Consider the following 20,654-nt stretch of genomic DNA (forward strand, 5'->3'; position numbering starts at 1 on the left):
GCTTCGCCATGCTGTTACTGAATCCGGGCCCCGTTACCCTGACCGAACGCGTCCGCAATAGCCTGTTGCAACCCGATCTGTGCCACCGCGAGCCCGAATTCTTCGACCTGCAGGATGAAGCCCGCGCACGCCTCACGGCAGTCTACGGTCTCGATCCGGCGGTCTGGACGCCGGTGCTGATGACCGGCTCGGGCACGGCCGCCGTTGAGAGCATGACCGCTGGCCTCGTGCCGGAAGGGGGGCGCCTGCTGATCGTCGAGAACGGCGTGTACGGCGAGCGCATCTCGCAGATCGCGAAGCAATACCGTATCGACCACGACGTTATTCATTTCGAATGGATGCAAGCCCCCGATCTCGCGCAGATCGTCGGCAAGCTCGACACGGCGGGAGATCGTCCGTACACGAATGTGGCGATCATTCACCACGAGACGACTACGGGCCGCCTGAACGATCTGGCCGGTATCGCCGCCGCCTGTCGCGAACGCGGCATCGGCCTGCTGGTCGATGGCGTGAGCAGCTTTGCCGCCGAAGCCATTGATTTCAACGACTCGGGCATCGTGGCGGTGGCCGCCACGGCAAACAAGTGCGTACATGGCGTGCCGGGCGTGTCGTTCGTGATGGTGCGCAAAGACGCCCTCGCCAAGGCTGCCAGCCGCACCTATTACCTCGATATCGCTCGCCTCGCCAAGCTGCAGGCCGAGCGCAATACACCGTTCACGCCGTCTGTGCACGCGTACTACGCGCTGGTCGAGGCGCTGCGCGAACTCGATGACGCCGGAGGCTGGCAAAAGCGTCATGCGCATTACGGCGCGCTTGCCGAGCAGGCGCGCGCCGGTCTGGCCGCACTGGGTATCGACAGCGCGTTGCCCGCAAGTGAGTCGTCGGTGGTGCTGCGCGCCTACAAGTTGCCTGCCGGGGTCGACTACCCGCGTCTGCACGACTGGCTCAAGGCCGACGGCTTCGTGATCTACGCGGGGCAAGGCGGCCTGTCCAAGGAACTGTTCCGAATCTCGACCATGGGCAACCTCACCGCGGCCGACATCGATCGCCTGCTGGCTTCCTTCGCAAGACTGGTGAAGTGAGCGAGGGGACCGGACGTTCAGCCATGACCGATTTGCTAGTCAGCATCCACTCCCCATCCGAGCTGCGCGCGCTCTCGCGCGCCGACTTGCACCGTCTGGCGGACGAACTGCGCGCCTGTGTACTCGACAGCGTCTCGCGCACGGGCGGGCACCTCTCGTCGAATCTGGGCACCGTCGAGCTGACGATCGCGCTGCACTACGTTTTCGACACGCCTAACGATCGTATCGTATGGGACGTGGGGCATCAGACGTATCCGCACAAGATCCTTACCGGCCGGCGCGAGGCCATGTCGAGCCTTCGTCAATGGAAAGGCTTGTCGGGCTTCCCCAAGCGCGAGGAATCGCCCTACGACACGTTCGGCACGGCGCATTCGAGCACGTCGATTTCGGCCGCGCTCGGCATGGCGCTCGCCAGCAAGGTCAAGGGCGAGAAGCGGCACGCGATTGCCGTGATCGGCGATGGGGCGATGACGGCGGGCGAAGCGTTCGAAGCGCTGAACAACGCCGGTGTCTACGAAGACCTGCCGTTCCTCGTGGTGCTCAACGACAACGACATGTCGATCTCCCCGCCGGTCGGTGCCCTCAATCAGTACCTCACGCGTCTGATGTCCGGGCAGTTTTACTCGGCCGGCAAGGAGAGCGTGCGCAACCTGCTGCGCAACGCCCCCGCGCCGATGCGCGAACTGGCACACAAGCTCGAGGAACACGCCAAGGCCCTCGTATCGCCCACCGGTACGATGTTCGAGGAGTTCGGCTTCAACTATCTCGGCCCCATCGACGGCCACGATCTCGACGCGCTCATTCCCGCGCTCGAGAACATCAAAGCGCTCAAGGGCCCGCAGTTCCTGCACGTCGTCACGCGTAAAGGCCGTGGCTACAAGCTCGCCGAAGCCGATCCGGTACTGTATCACGGCCCGGGCAAGTTCAATCCCAGCGAAGGGATTCGTCCCGCTGCACCAGGCACAGTCGCGGCCAAGACCTATACGCAGGTCTTCGGTGAATGGCTGTGCGATGCGGCGGCGGCGGACAAGCGTGTCGTAGGCATTACGCCGGCAATGCGCGAAGGCTCCGGACTTGTGGAGTTCGAGAAACGCTTCCCTGAGCGTTACTACGATGTCGGCATCGCCGAGCAGCATGCCGTGACGTTCGCGGGCGGGCTGGCGACCGAAGGGCTCAAGCCGGTAGTGGCGATCTACTCGACGTTCCTGCAACGCGCTTACGATCAGGTGATTCACGACATAGCCCTGCAAAACCTGCCGGTCGTGTTCGCGATCGACCGGGGCGGTCTTGTCGGTGCGGACGGGGCAACGCACGCGGGGGCGTACGACATTGCCTACCTGCGCTGCATTCCAAACATGGTGGTCATGGCGCCGGCCGACGAGAACGAGTGCCGTCAGATGTTGCAGACGGCGCTCGGCATCGATGGCCCGAGCGCGGTGCGTTACCCGCGTGGCGCGGGCCCCGGTGTGAAGACGCAGGCCGGCTTGTCGACCTTGCCGGTGGGCCGGGCGCAGGTGCGTCGGCAAAGCGCCGCCCCGGCAGGCCGTCGCGTGGCAATTCTCGCGTTCGGCTCGATGGTGGCACTGGGCGAACAGGTCGCCAGCGAGTTCGATGCGAGCGTGGTCAACATGCGCTTTGTCAAACCACTCGATAACGCCACGCTGCTCGACATGGCACGTACGCACGACCTCGTCGTCACGCTTGAGGAAGGCGCGGTGATGGGCGGTGCGGGCACGGCCTGTGTCGAAGTACTCAATGCCAATGGCGTGCTGGTTCCGGTGCTGCAATTGGGATTGCCCGACACGTACATCGATCAGGGCACCCCGGCGCAGCAACTCGCGTCTGTCGGGCTCGATGCGCCGGGTATTGCGGCGTCGATTCGCCGGGCGCTGGCCGAGCGTCTGGGCGGCAAGGTCGAGGCGGTGCCGTCGGCGCCGTCGGCGCCTTGAGCGAGATCGCTTCCCTGCGCTCAGATAGAAAAACGGCACCGGAAGGTGCCGTTTTTCATTGCCCCCGAGCCCTCGGACCGTGATCCTCAGGCGCGGTAATCGAGGAAAGTCATGGCTTCTGTGGCACGTCCTTCTCGCGCGGCTTGCCCATGAGCACCGGCTGGAAGAACACTGCACCGATCAGCGTGCATACCAGCGAGAGCGCGAGCAGCTTGCCCATGCTCGACGTGCCCGGGTGGTGCGACAGCCACAGACTCCCGAAGGCGATACCCGTCGTTGCCGCGGAGAGCACAATGGCCTGCGTCAGACTCGACGCGAGCAACTGCGTCTTCCCCTCGCGCCAGGCGATGACGTAGTAGATCTTGAACGCCACGCCAACGCCGAGCAGCAGCGGCAGCGCGATGATGTTCGCAAAGTTCAGCGGCAGGCCGATCAGCACGGTAATTTCGAGCGTGACGGCCGCCGAGACCAGCAGCGGCACCAGCGTTCGCAGTACGTCGCCGAAATTGCGCAATGCGAGCCACAGCAGCACCGTGATCGAGAGCAACGCCCAGATTCCCGCCTCGATGAAAGCGCGAATGATCGTGTCGGCCGAGCGCAAGATCGAAATCGGACCGCCCACGGCATCCGGTGCGCTCGCCAGCACGGCTGCACTGAACTTGCGCAGCATGGCGTCGTCGCTCGGGTCAGCGCCCTTCTCGACATGCGGAGAAATGTTCACGAGCGCGCGCCCATCGGCAGCCACCCATTGCGACACGATGTCCCTGGGCAGCGATTCACGCGTCACCTCGCGCGGTTGCAGCGCGTCGCGCAACTGACCGAGGGCGAGTTTCAACGGCCCAGCAATCGCACGATCGGCGCGCTCACGCGTGGCGGCATCCGCCGCCGCAAGCTTGCGCAAGGCTATCGCCAGACGCTGCGCTTCCTTGGCCCCTTCGCCCGGATGATCGAGCGCGGCGTCTTCCAACTGGCCGGCGGCCGTCTTGAGCGAGGACACGCGAGCCGCATCGGCCACGGGCGGCAGCGGCGTCTGCGTGAGCACCGGCAGCAGCGACGCGGCCGCCGTGCCGATCTGCGCGAGCTTGGCCGGCTGCTCCGTCGGGATGAACGTTGTGAGCGTAACCACGCGGCCGACCTCGGGCACCGCACGCAACTTCGCGGCTTCGGCGTTGGCAGCGTCAAGCGTCGGCGCGAGCAATTGCACGTCGTTGACTCCGGCTTCCGGCGAATTCGCCAGATCCAGCAGCGTCGCCATCGACTCCGTTTTCGGGTCTTTCAGATGCAATGGGTTGAAGTCGAAGTGCAGATGCGCCAACAGCGGCAGGCCGGCCACCACGAGGGCGAGGGTGCCGTACAACAGCGGCTTGCGGTACTTGTCGGTGAAATCGTCGACCGGACCCAGGCTGCGAAAACCGGGTGGGCTCGCTTCCCCCTTCGGCTTGAACACACTGATGAGTGCGGGCAGCAACGTGATCGCCGACGGGAAGGCCACGCACAAAATGCCTACGCCTGCGATCAGGCCCAGTTCGGAAACCCCGCGATAGTCCGTCGGCAGGAACGAGAAAAAGCTCGCCGCCGTGGCCGCTGCGGCCAGCGACAACGGCATGGCGATTGCCTTGCCGGCCCCGGCGAGCGCCCCGCGAAGCACGTCGTCGCTCGACGACTTGCCGTCGCTGTCCAGACGATGTCGCTCCTCGCGATAGCGCACGCCGAACTGAATGCCGAAGTCCACGCCAATGCCCACGAACAACACGGCGAACGCCACCGAAATCATGTTGAGCGCCCCGACCATCATCAGGCCGAGTGCAAACGTGACGACCAGCCCCGCCAGCAAGGTGATGAACACCGCGAGAATCATCTTGCCCGAGCGCACCGCCAGCCACAGCACCACGAGTACGGCCAGCATCGTGATGATGGCGTTCGGGCCGGCGTCTTCGCGCACCGAAGCAAACTCCTCGTCGGACAGCGGACGTGGGCCCGTCAGGCGCACCGTCGCGCCATAGCGTTCAGCAAGCTTCAGATCGGCAGCGGCGTCACGAATACGCGTTGCGGCGTTCGCGCCGGCTTCGAGCGCCGCATAGTCCAGCACCGGCTGGACCTGCACATAGCTGCGCGCCACGGTATCCGGCGCGACCAGCGAGCGCCACGACATTCCCGCCGGACGCCCGGCCAGCACCGCCTCGGTCGTATCGGCGGCGTTGCCGAGCAGGCGTGCCATGTCCGGCAGCTTCACCTGCCCCGTGAGCAGCGGGGTCTGCAGCGTGACCGACAGCAGGTTCGACAAGCCCGTCAGGCTGGGGTCCTGCGCCAGACGGTTGAGCAGCGGCTTGGCGTCTTCAAGCTTGCCGGTCAGCGACTTCACGTCGTCGAGCGAGGCAAAGAGCAGCGCATTGCGCGCAAAGAACTCGCCCGATCCCGGACGGCTCACCGAGCGGAACACGTCTGTCTCGGTCGAGAGCTTCTCTGCCAGTTCGGCGGCGGCCCGGTCGGCGAATTCCACGGCCGGAGCCTGTACCACGGCAAGCGTGATATCAGCCTTCTGCGGGAAAGCGCGGTCGATTTCGCGGCCGCGCTCGGCGGCAGGCGTATTCGAATCGATCAGGCTGGAAATATCGGTGTTGATCGCAAAGTGCTTGGCGACGTATACCGAACTCGCGATAACGAGGAGCAGCGAAGCGAAGATGACTGGGTACGCGTGCTTCGCCGAAAAACGGACGATGCGCACGACGAGCGAAGTCAGCATGTAGCGGTTCCGGAAGAAAGTGGAGGCCGCCCTCGCCTTTGGCCAATTCGATCCATATCGTCACGAAACGTTATGTATGCGATGCGCCGGGGAACCAATCGCGGAGGAAATCCGTCGATCCGCCCATGAAAAACGAGGAAACGGTGAATTTACAAAATCGCAGCAGTATACAAGGCCGCGTGCACTACACTACGGGCCTACCCGTTTTAACCGACTAAAACCGACGAAGACGAGCTGGTATGAACAAATTTCTGGTGACGGCAACTGCCGCCGTCGCATTGAGCGGCATCGGTGTTGCCTCTGGCGCCTGGGCACAGGCGAGCAGCGCCAATCCGAACGACATGGTGAAAACGGCCGTCGAAACGGTCGTCAAGGGTGCCAAAGCAGACCCGGCTGCCCGCGATGGCGACGTGAGCGCGACGGCGCGTGTCGTCGCCCGCGACTTCCTGCCTTACACCGACTTCCACCGCACCACGCGCTATGCCGTGGGCCCCAAGGCGTTCGATGCCGCCACGCCGGCCCAGCAGCAGCAGGTTTTCGAGCAGTTCCAGCAGTTGCTCGTCAACACCTTTGCGCTGCAACTCTCGCAAGTACGCGGCACCCAGATCTCGTTCAAGTTCGCCCCGGCCAAACTCACGGCGAACAGCAACGATGTTGTGGTCGGCGCCTCGGTCAGCGGTACCGGCGACAATCTTTCGGTCGCCTACCGTCTGGCCAAGACCGAGAAGGGCTGGAAGATCTACGACATCAACATGATGGGCGAGAACGTGGCCGACGCATGGCTCATCCAGTTGTATCAGCCGCAATTCAAGGCACGCATCGCTCAGGGCGGGATCGACAGCCTGATCGCCTATCTGCGCGAGAAGAACGAGCGTTTCGGCAAGTAAAATCAATGACTTATCGGCGAGCCTCGTGAGCGGCGCGGTCCATCCAGGGCGGCCTCGCCAGCGCGTTCCGCCGGCTTGCACCCACTTGCCGGCAGAATCGATACAAATTCGCCACAGATAAACGCCGATTCGTCAACACTTATGCAACACTCGCAGGCGGTTTCCCACAGGGGGTCGCCAGCAGATTTTGGCCGCGGCGGTTACAATCGCTGCTTGTCAAACGACCGGACGGCGGTCCCCCCGAGGGTGTGCGCGAATTGCCAGCGAAACTGGCGCCGCGCGTTCCATGAGGCCATAGTTTTTACAACGTGGACACCCAGTAGAACCGCCATCCCGGCCGACCTGAGCCGGAGAGCTGAATGCAAGTCTTCCTTGCCCAACCCCGAGGGTTTTGTGCGGGTGTCATACGTGCCATCGAGATCGTGGAGCGCGCCCTGGAAAAATACGGCGCCCCGGTCTACGTTCGCCATGAGATCGTCCACAACAAACATGTGGTCGATTCGCTCAAGGCCAAGGGCGCGCGCTTTATCGATGAGCTGTCCGAAGCGCCTGCTGGCGCCGTGACCATTTTCAGCGCGCATGGCGTCGCACGGGTCGTTGAGCTGGAAGCGCAGACGCGTGGCCTGAAGGTGCTCAACGCCACCTGCCCGCTCGTCACCAAAGTGCACATTCAGGGCAAGAACTACGTATCTGCCGGTCGTGAAGTCATTCTGATCGGCCATGCGGGTCACCCCGAGGTCGAGGGGACGATGGGCCAGATCGATGGGCCCGTGCATCTCGTTCAGACCGAGGACGATGTCGATGCTTTGCCGCTCGCCGACAACACGCCGCTGTCGTACGTGACCCAGACCACGCTGTCGGTCGACGAGACTCGCGGTATCATTGCTGCACTGCAACGTCGCTTCACCAATATCGTCGGCCCGAACACCAAGGACATCTGCTACGCCACGCAGAACCGGCAAACGGCCGTACGCGAGCTGTGCGAGCGTGTGGACGTACTGCTCGTGGTCGGCGCGACGAACAGCTCGAACTCGAACCGCCTGCGCGAAATCGGCACCGAAATGGGACTGCCGAGCTATCTGGTGGCCGACGGCTCCGAGTTGAACCCCGAATGGGTGCGTGGTCAGGCCCGCATCGGCATTACCGCCGGGGCGTCCGCGCCCGAGCGCATGGTCGAAGACGTGATCGACGCACTGCGTCGCATCGACACCGTCGAAGTGACTCTCATGGACGGCATCGAGGAAACCATCCAGTTTCGCCTGCCGTCGGAATTGATTAAAACCGAGCCGGCCGCCGTACAACACGCGGTCGCTGGCTAACGCAACACGAACAGGAGCCGAACTTGGCCATCCCCTTCCTGCAACAGGCGTATGTTGGCGCCTACCTGATGAAACAACGCTTCAAGGGCAACAAGCGCTACCCGCTGGTGCTGATGCTCGAACCGCTGTTCCGTTGCAACCTCGCATGCTCGGGCTGCGGCAAGATCGATTATCCGGACCCCATCCTGAATCAGCGTGTCTCGCTCAAGGACTCGCTCGACGCCGTAGACGAATGCGGCGCACCGGTGGTCTCGATCGCTGGCGGCGAACCGCTGCTGCACAAGGAAATGCCGCAAATCGTCAAGGGCATCATCGAGCGCAAGAAGTTCGTCTATCTGTGCACGAACGCCCTGCTGCTTGAAAAGAAGATCGACGATTACGAGCCGAGCCCGTTCTTCGTCTGGTCGATTCACCTCGACGGCGACCGCGAAATGCACGACGCTGCCGTGTCGCAGGAAGGTGTGTACGACCGCGCCGTGGCCGCCATCAAGCTGGCCAAGTCGCGCGGCTTCCGCGTGAACATCAACTGCACGCTGTTCAACAACGCCGATCCCGAGAAGGTCGCCAAGTTCTTCGATTCGACGAAGGATCTGGGCCTCGACGGCATTACCGTCTCGCCGGGCTATGCCTACGAGCGCGCCCCCGATCAGCAGCACTTCCTGAACCGCTCGAAGACCAAGCAACTGTTCCGCGACATTCTCAAGCGCGGCAACGGCGGCAAGAACTGGTCGTTCAGCCAGTCGAGCCTGTTCCTGGACTTCCTCGCGGGCAATCGTTCGTACCACTGCACGCCGTGGGGCAACCCGACGCGTACCGTGTTCGGCTGGCAGCGTCCGTGCTACCTGCTTGGCGAAGGCTATGCCAAGACGTACAAGGAACTGATGGACACCACCGACTGGGACAAGTACGGTGTGGGCAACTACGAGAAGTGCGCCGACTGCATGGTGCACAGCGGTTTCGAAGCCACGGCTGTGAACGAGACGCTCACGCGTCCGCTGCGCGCGCTGGGTGTGGCGCTCAAGGGTGTACGTACCGATGGCCCGATGGCCGAAGACGTCTCGTTCGCCAAGCAGCGTCCGGCTGAGTTCGTGTTCTCCAAGCACGTCGAGATCAAGCTCGACGAACTGCGCCGGGCAAAGGCGTAAATGCCGTCGCGTGTGCTGGTCACCGGCGCCTCCGGGTTCGTCGGTTCTGCGGTAGCACGCACGGCGCTCGCGCGCGGTCACGAGGTTCGCCTGCTGGTGCGAGGCACCAGCCCGCGCGCGAACCTCGCCGACCTGCCCGTTGAAGTCGTGGAAGGCGACATGCGCGATGCCGCATCGATGCAACGCGCGCTTGCCGGGGTGGATGCTCTGCTCCACGTCGCCGCCGACTATCGTCTGTGGGCGAAAGATCCCAACGACATCATGCGAGCCAATATCGACGGCACGCGCACGGTGATGGAAGCCGCGCTGCGTGCCGGGGTCGAGCGTGTGGTGTACACGAGCAGCGTTGCCACGCTGCGTGTGCACGACGCCACGGGCCCGGTCGATGAAACCTCCCCCAACGACGAAGCCACGACCATTGGCGTGTACAAGCGCAGCAAGGTCGCGGCCGAGCGTCTGGTCGAGCGAATGATCGCAAACGACGGTCTGCCTGCCGTGATCGTCAATCCGTCCACGCCCATCGGGCCGCGCGACATCAAGCCCACACCCACCGGGCGCATCATCGTCGAAGCCGCGCAAGGCAAGATTCCCGCATTCGTCGATACGGGCCTGAATCTCGTGCATGTCGACGACTGCGCCGAAGGCCATCTGCTTGCTCTCGAGCGCGGTCGCATCGGTGAGCGCTACATTCTCGGCGGCGACGACGTGCTGCTGCGCGACATGCTCGCGAGCATTGCGGGCATGGTCAATCGCAAGGCCCCGACGATCGCCCTGCCGCGCTGGCCGCTCTATCCGCTCGCGATGGCCGCGCAAGGCGTTGCCCGTTTTACGGGCAAAGAACCGTTCGTCACGGTCGATGGCCTGAAAATGTCGCGTTATCACATGTTCTTCTCGTCCGAGAAGGCAAAACGCGAACTTGGCTACACCGCCCGCCCCTACCCCGAAGGCCTGCGCGATGCGCTTGCCTGGTTTGGTTCTGCCGGATATCTGTCATGACTGTTTTGGCCTGGATCGCCGCGCTCTCGCTGGCCATCTGGATCTATCTGCTGAGTTCGCAGGGCGACTTCTGGCGCGCCCGCGAACGCGACGATCTCGACGAAGACCGCTTGCCCGTGCCCGAGGTCTGGCCTGCCGTGGCCGTTGTCATTCCCGCGCGCAACGAGGCGGAATCGATCGGACAGGTGGTTGAATCCCTGTGCCGTCAGGACTATGCGGGACGCCTGCGTATCGTTGTCGTCGACGACCAGAGCAACGACGGCACGGCCGATCTCGCGCGTGAGGCAGCCACCCGTGCTGCCGCAGATGGCTTCAACCGCCGGGTAGATGTGCTGAGCGGACAACCGCTGCCCGGCGGCTGGACCGGCAAGATGTGGGCGGTACGTCAGGGCGTGGCGTTTGCCAGTGACCCCGGCACCAACGACGACGGTATCGCCCCCGACTATCTGCTGCACACCGACGCAGACATCGCGCACACCCCGGAAAACGTGCGCCGTCTGGTCACGCGCGCCACGGGCGACAAGCGGGTACTCGTCTCACTCATGGCGAAGCTGCGCTGCACCGCATGGTTCGAGCGCACGTTGATTCCGGCGTTCGTGCTGTTCTTCCAGATGTTGTACCCGTTCGCGTGGGTCAACGATCCGAAGAAGCGCATGGCCGCCGCCGCCGGTGGCTGCATGCTGATCCACCGCGCCTCGCTCGAAGCCGGCGGCGGTATCGAGGCGATACGCGACGAGATCATCGACGACTGCGCCATGGGGCGCCTGCTCAAGAAGCAAGGGGCAATCTGGCTGGGCCTGACCGAGCGCGCCATCAGCGTGCGTCCGTACGACAACCTTGGCGAGATTCGCAAAATGGTGTCGCGTACGGCCTACGCGCAATTGCGGTACTCGCCCGTGCTGCTGGCAGGCACAATCGTGTCGCTGCTGCTCACATTCATCGTGCCGCCGGTCATGACGCTCTTCGCGTCAGGCATTGCGCAATGGCTCGGCCTCTTCGCCTGGATCGCGATGACGCTGTCCTATCTGCCGATGTTGCGCTTCTATCGTCAACCGTCTAGCTTCGGCCCGTTGCTGCCGCTGGTCGCGGCGCTGTACACCGTCTTCACATTCGATTCGGCGCTGCAACACTGGCGCGGTCGTGGCGGCATGTGGAAGGGACGCGCTCAGGCGCGCGGACAGCAATCGTCGGACGTATGAACTGACTCACGCCCTCGCACCGGCATCCGCCCAAAAGAAAAATGCCAGCCCGTCTGCAAAGACGCGCTGGCATTTTTCTTGAGAGACGTTTGCCCTTGGGGGCGGTAAGCGTGGCGATCAGATCCCTGCGGCGCCGGCGCCAAATCCATCCCCCAGCTTGAGGGCCACGATCTGGCGTCCGTGACGCATGGCCTGCCTGGCGAGGCTCGCGTCTTTACCGACCCGCAGCAGCGCGGGCAATTGCAGCGGATTGGCGGCGAGCGAGCGCAGCACGCCCAGAATATCAGTGGAACCGTCGCTGCGAAGCCCGGCGAGCGCCGCCGGGGGAAGCGAGCGTTCCGCCGGATCGATGACCACGCGTGCTGCAACGAACGGCAGACCGTGTGCCTGCGCGACGCGCGCCACGACATGCGACTCCATATCCGCCGCCGCCGCCCCGGTCTCACGGAACAACGCGGCCTTGTCGCCGGCATTCACCACGGGGGCGCTCACCCCTGCGAGATCGGCGCGCAAGGCGCCGGGCATGGCGCGACGCAAGGCGTCCGCCCAGCCGGTCGCCGAAACATACTCGTGCGCTTGCCGCGGCATGTCGAGCACCTTGTGCGCGATCACCCACTGCCCCGGCTTCACGCCGGGAATCAAGCCGCCGGCAGTGCCGAAACTCACCAGTCCACGCGCGCCGTCGTGCGCAATAGCGGCTTCGAGGTCTGCGGCAAGCGTGTTGTTCTGCGCGCAAACTACGACCACGCCGTCGCCGCGCGCAATGCGCGCCTCGAAGGGCATGCCGGTCACAACGATGATGGGCGGGTTCAGGGGACTCACTTATTTGGCGTGCGTTTCAAGGACTACATGCCGCAGGGTACGGGGCAATCGTTGCGCACCGTCAGATTGCGATAACGAGCCAGTGCCCACAGCGGGAAGAACTTGCGATAGCCGTGATAGCGCAGATAGAACACGCGCGGGAAACCCGTCGCCGTGTAGAGTTCTTCGTCCCACAGTCCTTCTTCGTTCTGCGTATTGAGCAGATAGTCGACGCCACGCTTGACCGCCGGATCGTTGGCCTTACCCGCCGCCATCAGGCCGAGCAATGCCCAGGCCGTCTGCGACGACGTGCTCGGTGCCGCCTCGTAGCCCTTGTAATCGAGCTTGTAGCTATCGCCGTCCTCGCCCCAGCCACCATCGGCGTTCTGGATCGAGATGAGCCACTGTGCCGCACGTGCCATGGCCGGATGCTCCGGCGGCAAACCTGCTGCCTGCAAGCCGCACATGGCCGACCATGTGCCGTACACGAAATTCATGCCCCAGCGGCCATACCAGCTGCCGTCGGCTTCCTGATCGTCGAGAATGTACTTCAATGCCAGATCCGCAGAGGCCTTGCGCGCCGGCGACTGCGGCAGTTGCGCCAGCATCGACAGGCAACGCGCGGAGACGTCTACCGTGGGCGGATCGAGCAACGCGCCATGATCCGAGAACGGAATGCTGTTCAGGTACAGATGCGTGTTCTCCGGTTCGAACGCCCCCCACCCACCGTTACTGCTCTGCATGCCAATGACCCACTCCGTGCCACGGTCGATCGCATGGCGCATCGGGCGCGGACTCGCATCGATCTTGTCGTTCTCGAAGGTACCGGCAAGCTTCTCGTAGCGATCCATCGCCATGGCCACGACAGCGGTGTCGTCCACGTCCGGGTAATGGGGGTTGGCGAACTGGAAGGCCCAGCCGCCCGGACGCACGTTCGGCCGACGCGAGATCCAGTCGCCGCGCACATCCAGAATCTGCAACGGAATGAGCCACTCGAGCCCTTTGCCCGCCTGTTCAATGGCACGCTTGTCGCCGGTTTCGAGCAGCGCGTGCGCCGACAATGCGGTGTCCCACACCGGCGACAGACACGGCTGCACATAGGTTTCGTGTTCGGCCGGTGTCACCAGCTTCTCGACCGACTTGCGGGCAATCGCGCGGCTCGGATGATCTTCCGGATAGCCAAGCACGTCGTACATCATGACCGCATTGGCCATGGCCGGATAAATGGCACCGAGGCCGTCTTCGCCGTTCAGGCGCTCCTCGACGAAATCGACAGCACGCCGGATCGACTTTTCGCGCAGCTTCTTGGGGAAGAACGGATCGAGCGCACGCAGCACCTGATCGACACCCGAGAAAAACGTGAACCAGAAGCGGCTCTGATGCGGCGCACGCTTGGGCGGGCCGACGTCCTTGGGACTGCCGATGAACAGTTCGTCGATGCCGACACCCTTCGGATTGCGCGCGCGCGGACGCTTTGCCTGCAACACGAGCAGCGGCACGATCACGGTGCGCGCCCAGTACGACACCTTCGACAGGTGGAACGGGAACCACTGCGGCAGCAGCATGATCTCGACGGGCATCATCGGCACCGCCCTCCATTCGAGCACGCCGTAGAGCGCGAGCAGAATGCGCGTGAAGACGTTCGAATTCTGTGCACCACCACGCGAGAGAATGGCCTCACGCGCGCGCACCATGTGCGGGGCGTCGATCGGCTCTCCGATCATCTTGAGCGCGAAGTACGCCTTCACGCTGGCGCTCATGTCGAATTTGCCCTTGTGAAACAGCGGCCAGCCGCCGTGTTCGCCCTGAATTCGACGCAGGTAGGCCGCGATCTTCGCCTCCAGCTCGGCGTCGACCTTCTCCCCGAGATGGTGACGCAGCAGCACGTACTCGGCCGGAATGGTCGAGTCGGCTTCCAGTTCGAACAGCCAGTGACCGTCGTCCTGTTGCAGATCGAGCAGTGCCGTGATCGAGCGTTCGATCCCCGTTTCAAGGGTCTGCGTGGCCATCGCCGTGCTCACCTTCTGAGCGAGCTCCGTATGCAGCTTGAGGTCCACGGCCGTGGCAGTGGCCGTGCGTCGCGCTTCTTTTTCGGAAGCATCGCGTATCGTATCCATGGCGTTCTTGCCTTCTCAAAGGCGTATGAGCGGCGCGTGGTGCGCGCCGGTTAAACATTCACTCTTGCGATTACGCCGGGTTCTTCTGCCCGGCTGGCGCGTAAGACGATGACAGCGCTCAGTCCGGACGCAGCACGTCGGCCGCCCGGTTGCCGCTGCGCAGCGCACCCTCGATGGTCGCGGGCAACCCGGTGGCCGTCCAGTCGCCGGCCAGCACGAGATTGCGCCAACGCGTGCGCGCGCCCGGACGGCGCTTGTCCTGTGCCGGCGTGGCTGCGAACGTGGCGCGCTTCTCACGCACCAGTTGCCACACCGGCATCGGTGCCGACGGCACCCGACAAGCGCGCGCGACCTCTTCCCAGATGCGAAGCGCGAGCGATTCGCGCGATTCGTCGAGCAGGTGGTCTGCGCCGCTGATCGTGACCGACAGGCGGCCGTCGAACGCGAAGATCCAGTCGCTCACCCCGTTCACCACGCCGATCATCGGCGGGCAGCCCGGCGGCGGCGATACCTGGAAATGCGCGTTGACGATGGCGCGGTATTCATCCGGCGTCGTCAGCTCAGGCACCAGCGCGGCCGCAACATTCGGCGGCACGGCGAGCACAACGGCGTCGTCGGTCCCGAGCGGCTGCGGGCCATCGCCAAAATCGATCGATTCCACGCGGCTGCCGTCAGGCGAATAACCCAACGCCCGCACACGGTGCTGCATCATCACGCGCGCGCCCTTCGCTTCCAGATACGCCAGCGCAGGCGTGACGAACGACACGTCCAGACCGTCGCTCGCAATCAGGGGGTGACAGGCCTTGCCCCCCGCCGCGAGTGTCTCCCGAATGACAGCGGCCGCCATCTGCGCCGAGCCTTCCGCCGGATCGGCGTTGAGTACGGCGAGAAACAACGGGTGAATCAGCCGCTTGTACAGCATGGGCGGGCAACGCATGGCGTCGGTCATCGTCGCATCGGGCCCGGCGCGCAGCAACGGTGCGAGCGACAGATAGTCCGACCACTTCGTGCCCGGTACGCGGGCACGCCGGTCGAAAATCCACCACGGCAAACGCCCTTCCGACAGACGTACTGTCCAGCGCTCGTCGCTATCGAGGTCGATGAACGCGAACTCGGCGCGATCGGGGCCGCTCAGCGTGTGTTCCGAACCGATGATGCGCGTGAACTCGCGCATTGTCGTATTGCCCGAGAGCACCAGATGATTGCCGTTATCGATCACGGCATTCAATTGCCGGTCGAAATACGAGCGGCACCGCCCGCCCGCCTGCGGCGCCGCCTCGTGCAGCACGACGGACACACCGCGCGTGGCAAGCCTGACCGCGGCGGCCAGCCCTGCAAGGCCGGCGCCGATGACGTGAACTGTGCCCGCCATCAGAAGACCATCTGCCGCAGCAGCATCAGAATGAGGCGCCAGCGCGGCACACGCACCCGCTCGCGAGGCACGGCAAAGCCGCGCGCAACGAGTTTGTCGAGAATGGCGCCATACGCCTTGGCCATCACCGCAGGGGCGACGACCACGCGACGCGGATGCCGCGCCATGATCGTGCGCGCCTTCGCGTAGTGCTCGCGCGCCTGGGCCACGAGCGGCGCACAGGCGCGGTCGAGCCCGGCTGCCACGACAGTCTCGGGCGTGGCGTTCACGATACCGGCGTCGGCCAGCGTTTCACGCGGCAGATAGACGCGGCCGATGCCGGCGTCTTCATCGATATCGCGCAGGATATTCGTCAACTGGAGTGCACGGCCGAGGTGATACGACAGGTCAATGCCGTCCTGCTCGGGCATACCGAACACCTTGACCGACAAACGGCCGACGGCGCTCGCGACGCGATCGCAATAGAGATCGAGCGTGGGCAGATCGGGCGCAACAATCGGGCCGCAGGCATCCATTTCCATGCCGTCGATGACGGCAAGGAAGTCTTCGTGCTTCAGACCGAATTGCTTGACCACGCGGGCGAGGTTCGCGAGCGAGGGCGCCGGGCGACCGTCGTACAGATCGGCCAGATCGCGCCGCCAGGCGGCCAGACGCGACATCCGGCTCGCCGATGTGTCTTCGCCGTCGTCGGCAATGTCATCCACTGCGCGGCAAAAAGCGTAGATCTCGAACATGCCTTCGCGCTGCGCGGGCGGCAGAATGCGCATGGCAGCGTAAAAACTGCTGCCCGAGGCCACGCGTGCGCTGCTTTGCTCAGGCGAAATTTCGATGGGTTCGGCGACGCTCACGAGGCTCCTCGTCGTGCAGGGGAACAGGGTGACACCACGGAAAAAACTCAGGGGATTCTTGCAAGGAGGGAAGTATACCGGGGATTGGCGCGACTTTCCCGCCAGGATCTGGAACGATAGCATAGAATCTCGGGGCACTCAGCGCAGCCGCGTTGCCATAATTGCCTCACCCGCCGATGACTTCCGACGCCAAGATCGAGCATTACGAGAACTTCCCGGTCGCCAGTATCCTGCTGCCGCGCGAAATGCGCGCGCCGGTGGGCGTGATCTACAACTTCGCACGCACCGCCGACGACATTGCCGATGAGGGCGATGCGACCAATGCCGAGCGCCATGCCGGCCTCGCCGCCTATCAGGCCGAACTCGACAAGATCGCCGCCGGGCAGCCCACATCGCCTGACAAACCGCTGTTCGCCGCCCTCGCGCGCGTCATTGCCGAGCATCGACTCAGCGTGCAGCCCTTCGCCGACCTGCTCTCGGCATTCGATCAGGATATCGAGGTCAAACGCTACGCAACATTTGCCGAGTTGCGCGACTACACCCGTCGCTCGGCCGACCCGGTCGGGCGCATCATGCTTGGCCTGTTCAAGCTGGACACCCCGGAAAACATCGCCTGCTCGGACGACATTTGCTCAGCCCTGCAACTCATCAACTTCTGGCAGGACGTAGAGGTCGACTGGCGCAAGGCGCGCGTGTATCTACCGCAGGACGACATGGCCCGCTTCGGCGTCACCGACGCCGATATCGGCGCGCAGACATTCGACGACCGCTGGCGCGCGCTCATGCGTTACGAAGTCGACTTCGCCCGCAAGATGATGCTTCGCGGCGCGCCGCTGGCCAACCGCGTGCCGGGTCGTTTCGGGCTTGAGTTGTGCTGCGTGGTGCATGGCGGCCTGCGCATTCTCGACATGATCGAAGCCGCCAACTACGACGTCTTCCGCCACCGCCCGCAACTGGGCAAGTCCGACGGACTGCGCGTGTTCCTGCGCGGCCTCTGCATGAAACTGAGCGGCAAGCCGCCCAAGGCTCGTAGCGCCTGATGCCGCTCGGCGCCATTGCGCTGTGCCGCGCCCTCCCGTCACGCAGCCCATAACACCCCGTGGCACTACCGATTTCTCCGTTTCTGGCGCTTCTCACCCCTCCACGACTGCCCTAACGTGACGGGATAGCGCGCCGTCCGTCTCGGCATATCGCCATATCGGCCGATCGGCGCGCTCGTCTGCGACCTCCGGGAGCCCGTGCGCGTGAATCTGCCAGCCAGTCTGCAACGTCTTGCCTCGAATCGATCCCCGGTGCGATCCCACGCCGGCGTGCTCTTTGCCGTCGTCATCGTGGCATGGGGCGTGAACTGGCCGGTCAGCAAGGCGTTGCTCGCCCATGTCTCACCGTGGTGGAGCGCGGCGCTGCGCTCAGTCGTCGGCATGACGACGCTCTTCGTCATCTGTGCCCTCACCCGGCGTCTCGTGTTGCCACGCCGGGGCGATCTGCCCGTTATCCTGAGCGTCGGGCTGCTACACATGACGTTGTTCTCGCTGCTCGTCGCGCTGAGCCTTCAATACGTCAGTGCGGGGCGCTCCGCCGTACTCGCTTACACCACGCCTCTCTGGGTGATGCCGGCGGCGCGTGTGTGGCTGGGCGAAGCGCTCACGCCGCGCCGTCTGCTAGGACTGGCCTGCGGTCTGCTGGGTCTGGCGGTCATGTTCAATCCGCTTGCATTCGACTGGCACGACCGCCATGCCGTGTTCGGCAATGCGCTGGTGCTGGCGGCGGCGTTCGTGTGGGCGGTGGCGATCGTCCATATGCGGGCGCATCGCTGGGTCAACGGTCCGTTCGAACTCAGCCCTTGGCAGTTGCTGCTGGCGAGCAGCGTGATGTGCACGCTCGCGGCCGGGGTCGACGGCGCGCCACGCATCACCGGCTGGGGCGGATTTTCGGGATTGCTGGCGTACGGCGGCGTTATGGGCGGCGGCATCGCCTACTGGCTCGCGGGCGTGGTCACGCGGCAATTGCCGGCGGGTGTCACCTCGCTCGGGCTGCTGGGTGTACCGGTCGTCGGCACGCTGGCTTCGGCGCTCATCCTGCGCGAGTCGCTCGGGCTGGACGTCTGGATCGCCCTCGTGCTGATTGTCGGCGGCATTGCGCTCGGCACGGTGCCGGGCACTGCGACGTCATGCCGCACGCAGCGCGCCGCCTGAGCGCCCCGGCGCTTGACCCATCGCAATAACCGTTCGACAGGCAGATGCCAGACTGCCTCTTCGCGTGCGCGTCGCCATGGTGGCCCGGTCGCGCCGGCGAACCCACTTCGACGAACGGAACTGACATGAACGAGCAATGGTTGACCCTGGCCGGCCGCCGGCTGGTGCCGGTGGTGCAAGGCGGCATGGGAATCGGCATCTCCGCGCACCGGCTGGCGGGCACGGTCGCGCGGTACAACGGCATGGGCACGATCGCGAGCATCGATCTGCGTCACCATCACCCCGACCTGCTCGCCAAAGTCGAGGGCACTCGCGACAAGGCGGCCGTCGAAGCCGTCAATCTGATCGCGCTGGATCGTGAAGTCCGGGCGGCCAAAGCAATGGCGAACGGTAGCGGACTCGTGGCGGTAAACGTCATGAAAGCCGTGAGCGCACACGCCGCGCTGGTGCGCCAGGCGTGCGAAAGCGGGGCCGACGCCATTGTGATGGGCGCGGGACTACCGCTCGATCTCCCCGAACTCACGGCGGCATACCCGAATGTCGCCCTCATTCCGATTCTGTCCGATTCGCGGGGCGTGAGTCTCGTGCTGCGCAAATGGATGAAGAAGGGGCGTCTGCCCGATGCCATCGTCATCGAACATCCTGCGCATGCGGGCGGCCATCTCGGCGCATCGCGCATCGAGGATTTGAGCGATGCGCGCTTCTCGTTCGAGCGCGTGCTGGAGGAATGCCGCGAGATCTATGCCGCGCTGGGCATCGAATGGGCCAGCGTGCCGCTGATCGTGGCAGGGGGCATTTATCGGCACGAGCAGGTCCGGCATTGGCTCGACAAGGGCGCGGCCGGCGTGCAGTTGGGCACGGCCTTCGCCGTGACCGAAGAATCGGATGCGCACCCGGCATTCAAGGAAGTGCTCGCGAGTGCGCGCCCCGAAGACATTGTCGAATTCACCAGCGTGGCCGGATTGCCCGCACGCGCCGTGCTCACGCCGTGGCTGCGGAAATACCTGTCGCGAGAGACTGCGTTGCAAGCAAAGGCGAAGGTGCGACAGTGTCTGGAAGGATTTGATTGCTTGCAGGCGTGCGGGCTTCGCGACGGCGTGGCACGCATCGGACAGTTTTGCATCGACCTGAAACTCGCTCAGGCCGTGCGCGGTGATGTTGCACGCGGACTCTTCTTCCGTGGACGCGACCCGCTGCCCTTCGGCGAGCGTATCCGGCCCGTGGCCGATCTCATGCGCTATCTGCTCACGGGCGAGAAGCCGGAGGAGGGAAATGCGGCGAATGCAGCCTAATTCGGATCAATTCGCCGGCGATCCGGGTTGAGGGACTGCGGTGGCGTCGGGTTGGCTGGCACTTCCCGGTTCGATTCGCGCCGCGATCCGTCGATCGAAAAACGCCGCGAGTGCCGGGTCGTTCACTTTGAGATCGAACTGAAGCTCGTCGACGGCGTTGAAGTAGCCGTCGCACAAATCGGCCTTCTCGGCTTCGGTCGGTTGATCGTCGATGCTGCGCGCGTACACAACGAACTGGCGCTCCACGAGCATGGGCAACTGCGTGCGCAACAGATCGTCGAAACGCTCACGCGCCTGCGCATCGGTGTAGGTCGCCTGCAATTCGGCACGCACCCGCCGGCCCTCGGCAAGGTACTCGCGGTGACGCGCCTGCCAGGCACGCAACGCCGCGTTGCCATGTGCGCGGGTCGACTCGCCGTAGAGGCCGCATTTCTGGACAAGCCGTTCCAGTACCAACTCCACGCCTTCCGGCGAGGCGATGGCGGCCCCCATCAATTCAGCGTCGTTCTTGTATTGCGGCGGTTGCGCAAGCGCGGGCGCCACCCACACGACGCCCGCGCCGGCCAGTGCACAGGCGACGAGGCGTCGCAATACGTTGCCACGTAGCATCGTTCCACTCGAAGGGATGGCGGGCTCGCACTGCCCCGCTCTCGGAGATATCGCATCGGCCACGACGTCGATGGCTGCATCTTAGCCGAAGTCACGCCCC

At 64.4% G+C, this 20,654-nt stretch carries 16 protein-coding genes; 10 read left to right on the forward strand and 6 right to left on the reverse strand.

All coding sequences use genetic code 11. The features are described 5' to 3' along the window. Nucleotides 1-8 precede the first annotated feature (8 nt). Nucleotides 9-1,082 (forward strand): 2-aminoethylphosphonate aminotransferase, encoded by a 1,074-nt coding sequence (locus AT395_RS17725; protein WP_042112017.1) that lies wholly within the window; start codon nucleotides 9-11, stop codon nucleotides 1,080-1,082. A 23-nt stretch (nucleotides 1,083-1,105) separates the two neighbouring features. Continuing rightward, nucleotides 1,106-3,031: a 1-deoxy-D-xylulose-5-phosphate synthase gene (dxs, locus tag AT395_RS17730; protein WP_048627522.1), complete on the forward strand. Its 1,926-nt coding sequence runs from the start codon at nucleotides 1,106-1,108 to the stop codon at nucleotides 3,029-3,031. Between the two features lie 109 nt (nucleotides 3,032-3,140). On the opposite strand, the gene hpnN is transcribed toward dxs, so the two are convergent. Further along, complete coding sequence (hpnN, locus tag AT395_RS17735) at nucleotides 3,141-5,774, reverse strand: hopanoid transporter HpnN (RefSeq protein WP_048627523.1); 2,634 nt, start codon at nucleotides 5,772-5,774, stop codon at nucleotides 3,141-3,143. 239 nt (nucleotides 5,775-6,013) lie between these two features. Between hpnN and AT395_RS17740 the strand changes: the two genes are divergently transcribed. From AT395_RS17740 to AT395_RS17760, 5 genes are all read left to right on the forward strand, one after another. Continuing rightward, the gene (locus AT395_RS17740; protein ID WP_042112023.1) at nucleotides 6,014-6,661 is read left to right on the forward strand and encodes an MlaC/ttg2D family ABC transporter substrate-binding protein; all 648 of its coding nucleotides are present in this window, start codon (nucleotides 6,014-6,016) and stop codon (nucleotides 6,659-6,661) included. A 359-nt stretch (nucleotides 6,662-7,020) separates the two neighbouring features. Further along, on the forward strand, nucleotides 7,021-7,980 hold the full coding sequence (ispH, locus tag AT395_RS17745) for a 4-hydroxy-3-methylbut-2-enyl diphosphate reductase (protein WP_042112025.1): 960 nt from the start codon (nucleotides 7,021-7,023) through the stop codon (nucleotides 7,978-7,980). Between the two features lie 23 nt (nucleotides 7,981-8,003). Further along, entirely contained in the window at nucleotides 8,004-9,125 is a 1,122-nt protein-coding gene (gene hpnH / locus AT395_RS17750; RefSeq protein WP_042112027.1) for an adenosyl-hopene transferase HpnH, read from the forward strand. Beyond that, nucleotides 9,126-10,121: a hopanoid-associated sugar epimerase gene (gene hpnA, locus AT395_RS17755; RefSeq protein ID WP_042112029.1), complete on the forward strand. Its 996-nt coding sequence runs from the start codon at nucleotides 9,126-9,128 to the stop codon at nucleotides 10,119-10,121. It begins immediately after the preceding gene. Beyond that, nucleotides 10,118-11,320 carry a glycosyltransferase gene (locus tag AT395_RS17760; protein ID WP_052765378.1) on the forward strand — a complete coding sequence of 401 codons (1,203 nt, stop codon included), beginning with the start codon at nucleotides 10,118-10,120 and terminating at the stop codon, nucleotides 11,318-11,320. The genes hpnA and AT395_RS17760 overlap by 4 nt, the downstream gene beginning before the upstream one ends. A 117-nt stretch (nucleotides 11,321-11,437) precedes the next feature. Here AT395_RS17760 and AT395_RS17765 read toward each other — a convergent pair whose 3' ends face one another. The 4 genes from AT395_RS17765 to hpnD form a co-directional block, all read right to left on the reverse strand. Further along, nucleotides 11,438-12,142: a phosphorylase gene (locus AT395_RS17765; RefSeq protein WP_053086301.1), complete on the reverse strand. Its 705-nt coding sequence runs from the start codon at nucleotides 12,140-12,142 to the stop codon at nucleotides 11,438-11,440. A gap of 23 nt (nucleotides 12,143-12,165) precedes the next feature. Beyond that, nucleotides 12,166-14,130, reverse strand: coding sequence for a squalene--hopene cyclase (gene shc, locus AT395_RS17770; protein ID WP_048627538.1), 1,965 nt, complete (start codon nucleotides 14,128-14,130; stop codon nucleotides 12,166-12,168). Nucleotides 14,131-14,356: 226 nt separating this feature from the next. Further along, a complete protein-coding gene (gene hpnE, locus AT395_RS17775; RefSeq protein ID WP_048627524.1) occupies nucleotides 14,357-15,610 on the reverse strand; it encodes a hydroxysqualene dehydroxylase HpnE in 1,254 nt (417 codons plus the stop codon). After that, nucleotides 15,610-16,458: a presqualene diphosphate synthase HpnD gene (gene hpnD, locus AT395_RS17780; RefSeq protein WP_082117581.1), complete on the reverse strand. Its 849-nt coding sequence runs from the start codon at nucleotides 16,456-16,458 to the stop codon at nucleotides 15,610-15,612. Before hpnD ends, hpnE begins: the two co-directional genes overlap by 1 nt. A 176-nt stretch (nucleotides 16,459-16,634) precedes the next feature. Here hpnD and hpnC point away from each other — a divergent pair, with 176 nt between their 5' ends. The 3 genes from hpnC to AT395_RS17795 all read left to right on the forward strand — a co-directional run bounded on the left by hpnC (nucleotide 16,635) and on the right by AT395_RS17795 (nucleotide 19,945). Further along, nucleotides 16,635-17,498, forward strand: a complete 864-nt coding sequence (gene hpnC / locus AT395_RS17785) for a squalene synthase HpnC (RefSeq protein ID WP_048627525.1) — start codon at nucleotides 16,635-16,637, stop codon at nucleotides 17,496-17,498. Nucleotides 17,499-17,702: 204 nt separating this feature from the next. Next, the gene (locus AT395_RS17790) at nucleotides 17,703-18,653 is read left to right on the forward strand and encodes a DMT family transporter (RefSeq protein ID WP_231586200.1); all 951 of its coding nucleotides are present in this window, start codon (nucleotides 17,703-17,705) and stop codon (nucleotides 18,651-18,653) included. Nucleotides 18,654-18,778: 125 nt separating this feature from the next. Further along, nucleotides 18,779-19,945, forward strand: coding sequence for an NAD(P)H-dependent flavin oxidoreductase (locus tag AT395_RS17795; protein ID WP_048627526.1), 1,167 nt, complete (start codon nucleotides 18,779-18,781; stop codon nucleotides 19,943-19,945). Between the two features lie 6 nt (nucleotides 19,946-19,951). Here AT395_RS17795 and AT395_RS17800 read toward each other — a convergent pair whose 3' ends face one another. Continuing rightward, nucleotides 19,952-20,554, reverse strand: a complete 603-nt coding sequence (locus AT395_RS17800) for a hypothetical protein (protein WP_048627527.1) — start codon at nucleotides 20,552-20,554, stop codon at nucleotides 19,952-19,954. Between the last annotated feature and the right edge of the window lie 100 nt (nucleotides 20,555-20,654).

Origin of the sequence: Pandoraea apista, from assembly GCF_001465595.2 — a bacterium.
GTDB classification, from domain to species: Bacteria; Pseudomonadota; Gammaproteobacteria; order Burkholderiales; family Burkholderiaceae; genus Pandoraea; species Pandoraea apista.

What these genes read in the sequence shown, in the direction of transcription:
- hpnA (WP_042112029.1), top strand. Translation starts at nt 9,126, where the DNA reads ATGCCGTCGCGTGTGCTGGTCACCGGCGCCTCCGGGTTCGTCGGTTCT.
- AT395_RS17740 (WP_042112023.1), top strand. Translation starts at nt 6,014, where the DNA reads ATGAACAAATTTCTGGTGACGGCAACTGCCGCCGTCGCATTGAGCGGC.
- AT395_RS17760 (WP_052765378.1), top strand. Translation starts at nt 10,118, where the DNA reads ATGACTGTTTTGGCCTGGATCGCCGCGCTCTCGCTGGCCATCTGGATC.
- dxs (WP_048627522.1), top strand. Translation starts at nt 1,106, where the DNA reads ATGACCGATTTGCTAGTCAGCATCCACTCCCCATCCGAGCTGCGCGCG.
- AT395_RS17795 (WP_048627526.1), top strand. Translation starts at nt 18,779, where the DNA reads ATGAACGAGCAATGGTTGACCCTGGCCGGCCGCCGGCTGGTGCCGGTG.
- AT395_RS17725 (WP_042112017.1), top strand. Translation starts at nt 9, where the DNA reads ATGCTGTTACTGAATCCGGGCCCCGTTACCCTGACCGAACGCGTCCGC.
- AT395_RS17800 (WP_048627527.1), bottom strand. Translation starts at nt 20,554, where the DNA reads ATGCTACGTGGCAACGTATTGCGACGCCTCGTCGCCTGTGCACTGGCC.
- hpnN (WP_048627523.1), bottom strand. Translation starts at nt 5,774, where the DNA reads ATGCTGACTTCGCTCGTCGTGCGCATCGTCCGTTTTTCGGCGAAGCAC.
- ispH (WP_042112025.1), top strand. Translation starts at nt 7,021, where the DNA reads ATGCAAGTCTTCCTTGCCCAACCCCGAGGGTTTTGTGCGGGTGTCATA.
- hpnE (WP_048627524.1), bottom strand. Translation starts at nt 15,610, where the DNA reads ATGGCGGGCACAGTTCACGTCATCGGCGCCGGCCTTGCAGGGCTGGCC.
- hpnC (WP_048627525.1), top strand. Translation starts at nt 16,635, where the DNA reads ATGACTTCCGACGCCAAGATCGAGCATTACGAGAACTTCCCGGTCGCC.
- shc (WP_048627538.1), bottom strand. Translation starts at nt 14,130, where the DNA reads ATGGCCACGCAGACCCTTGAAACGGGGATCGAACGCTCGATCACGGCA.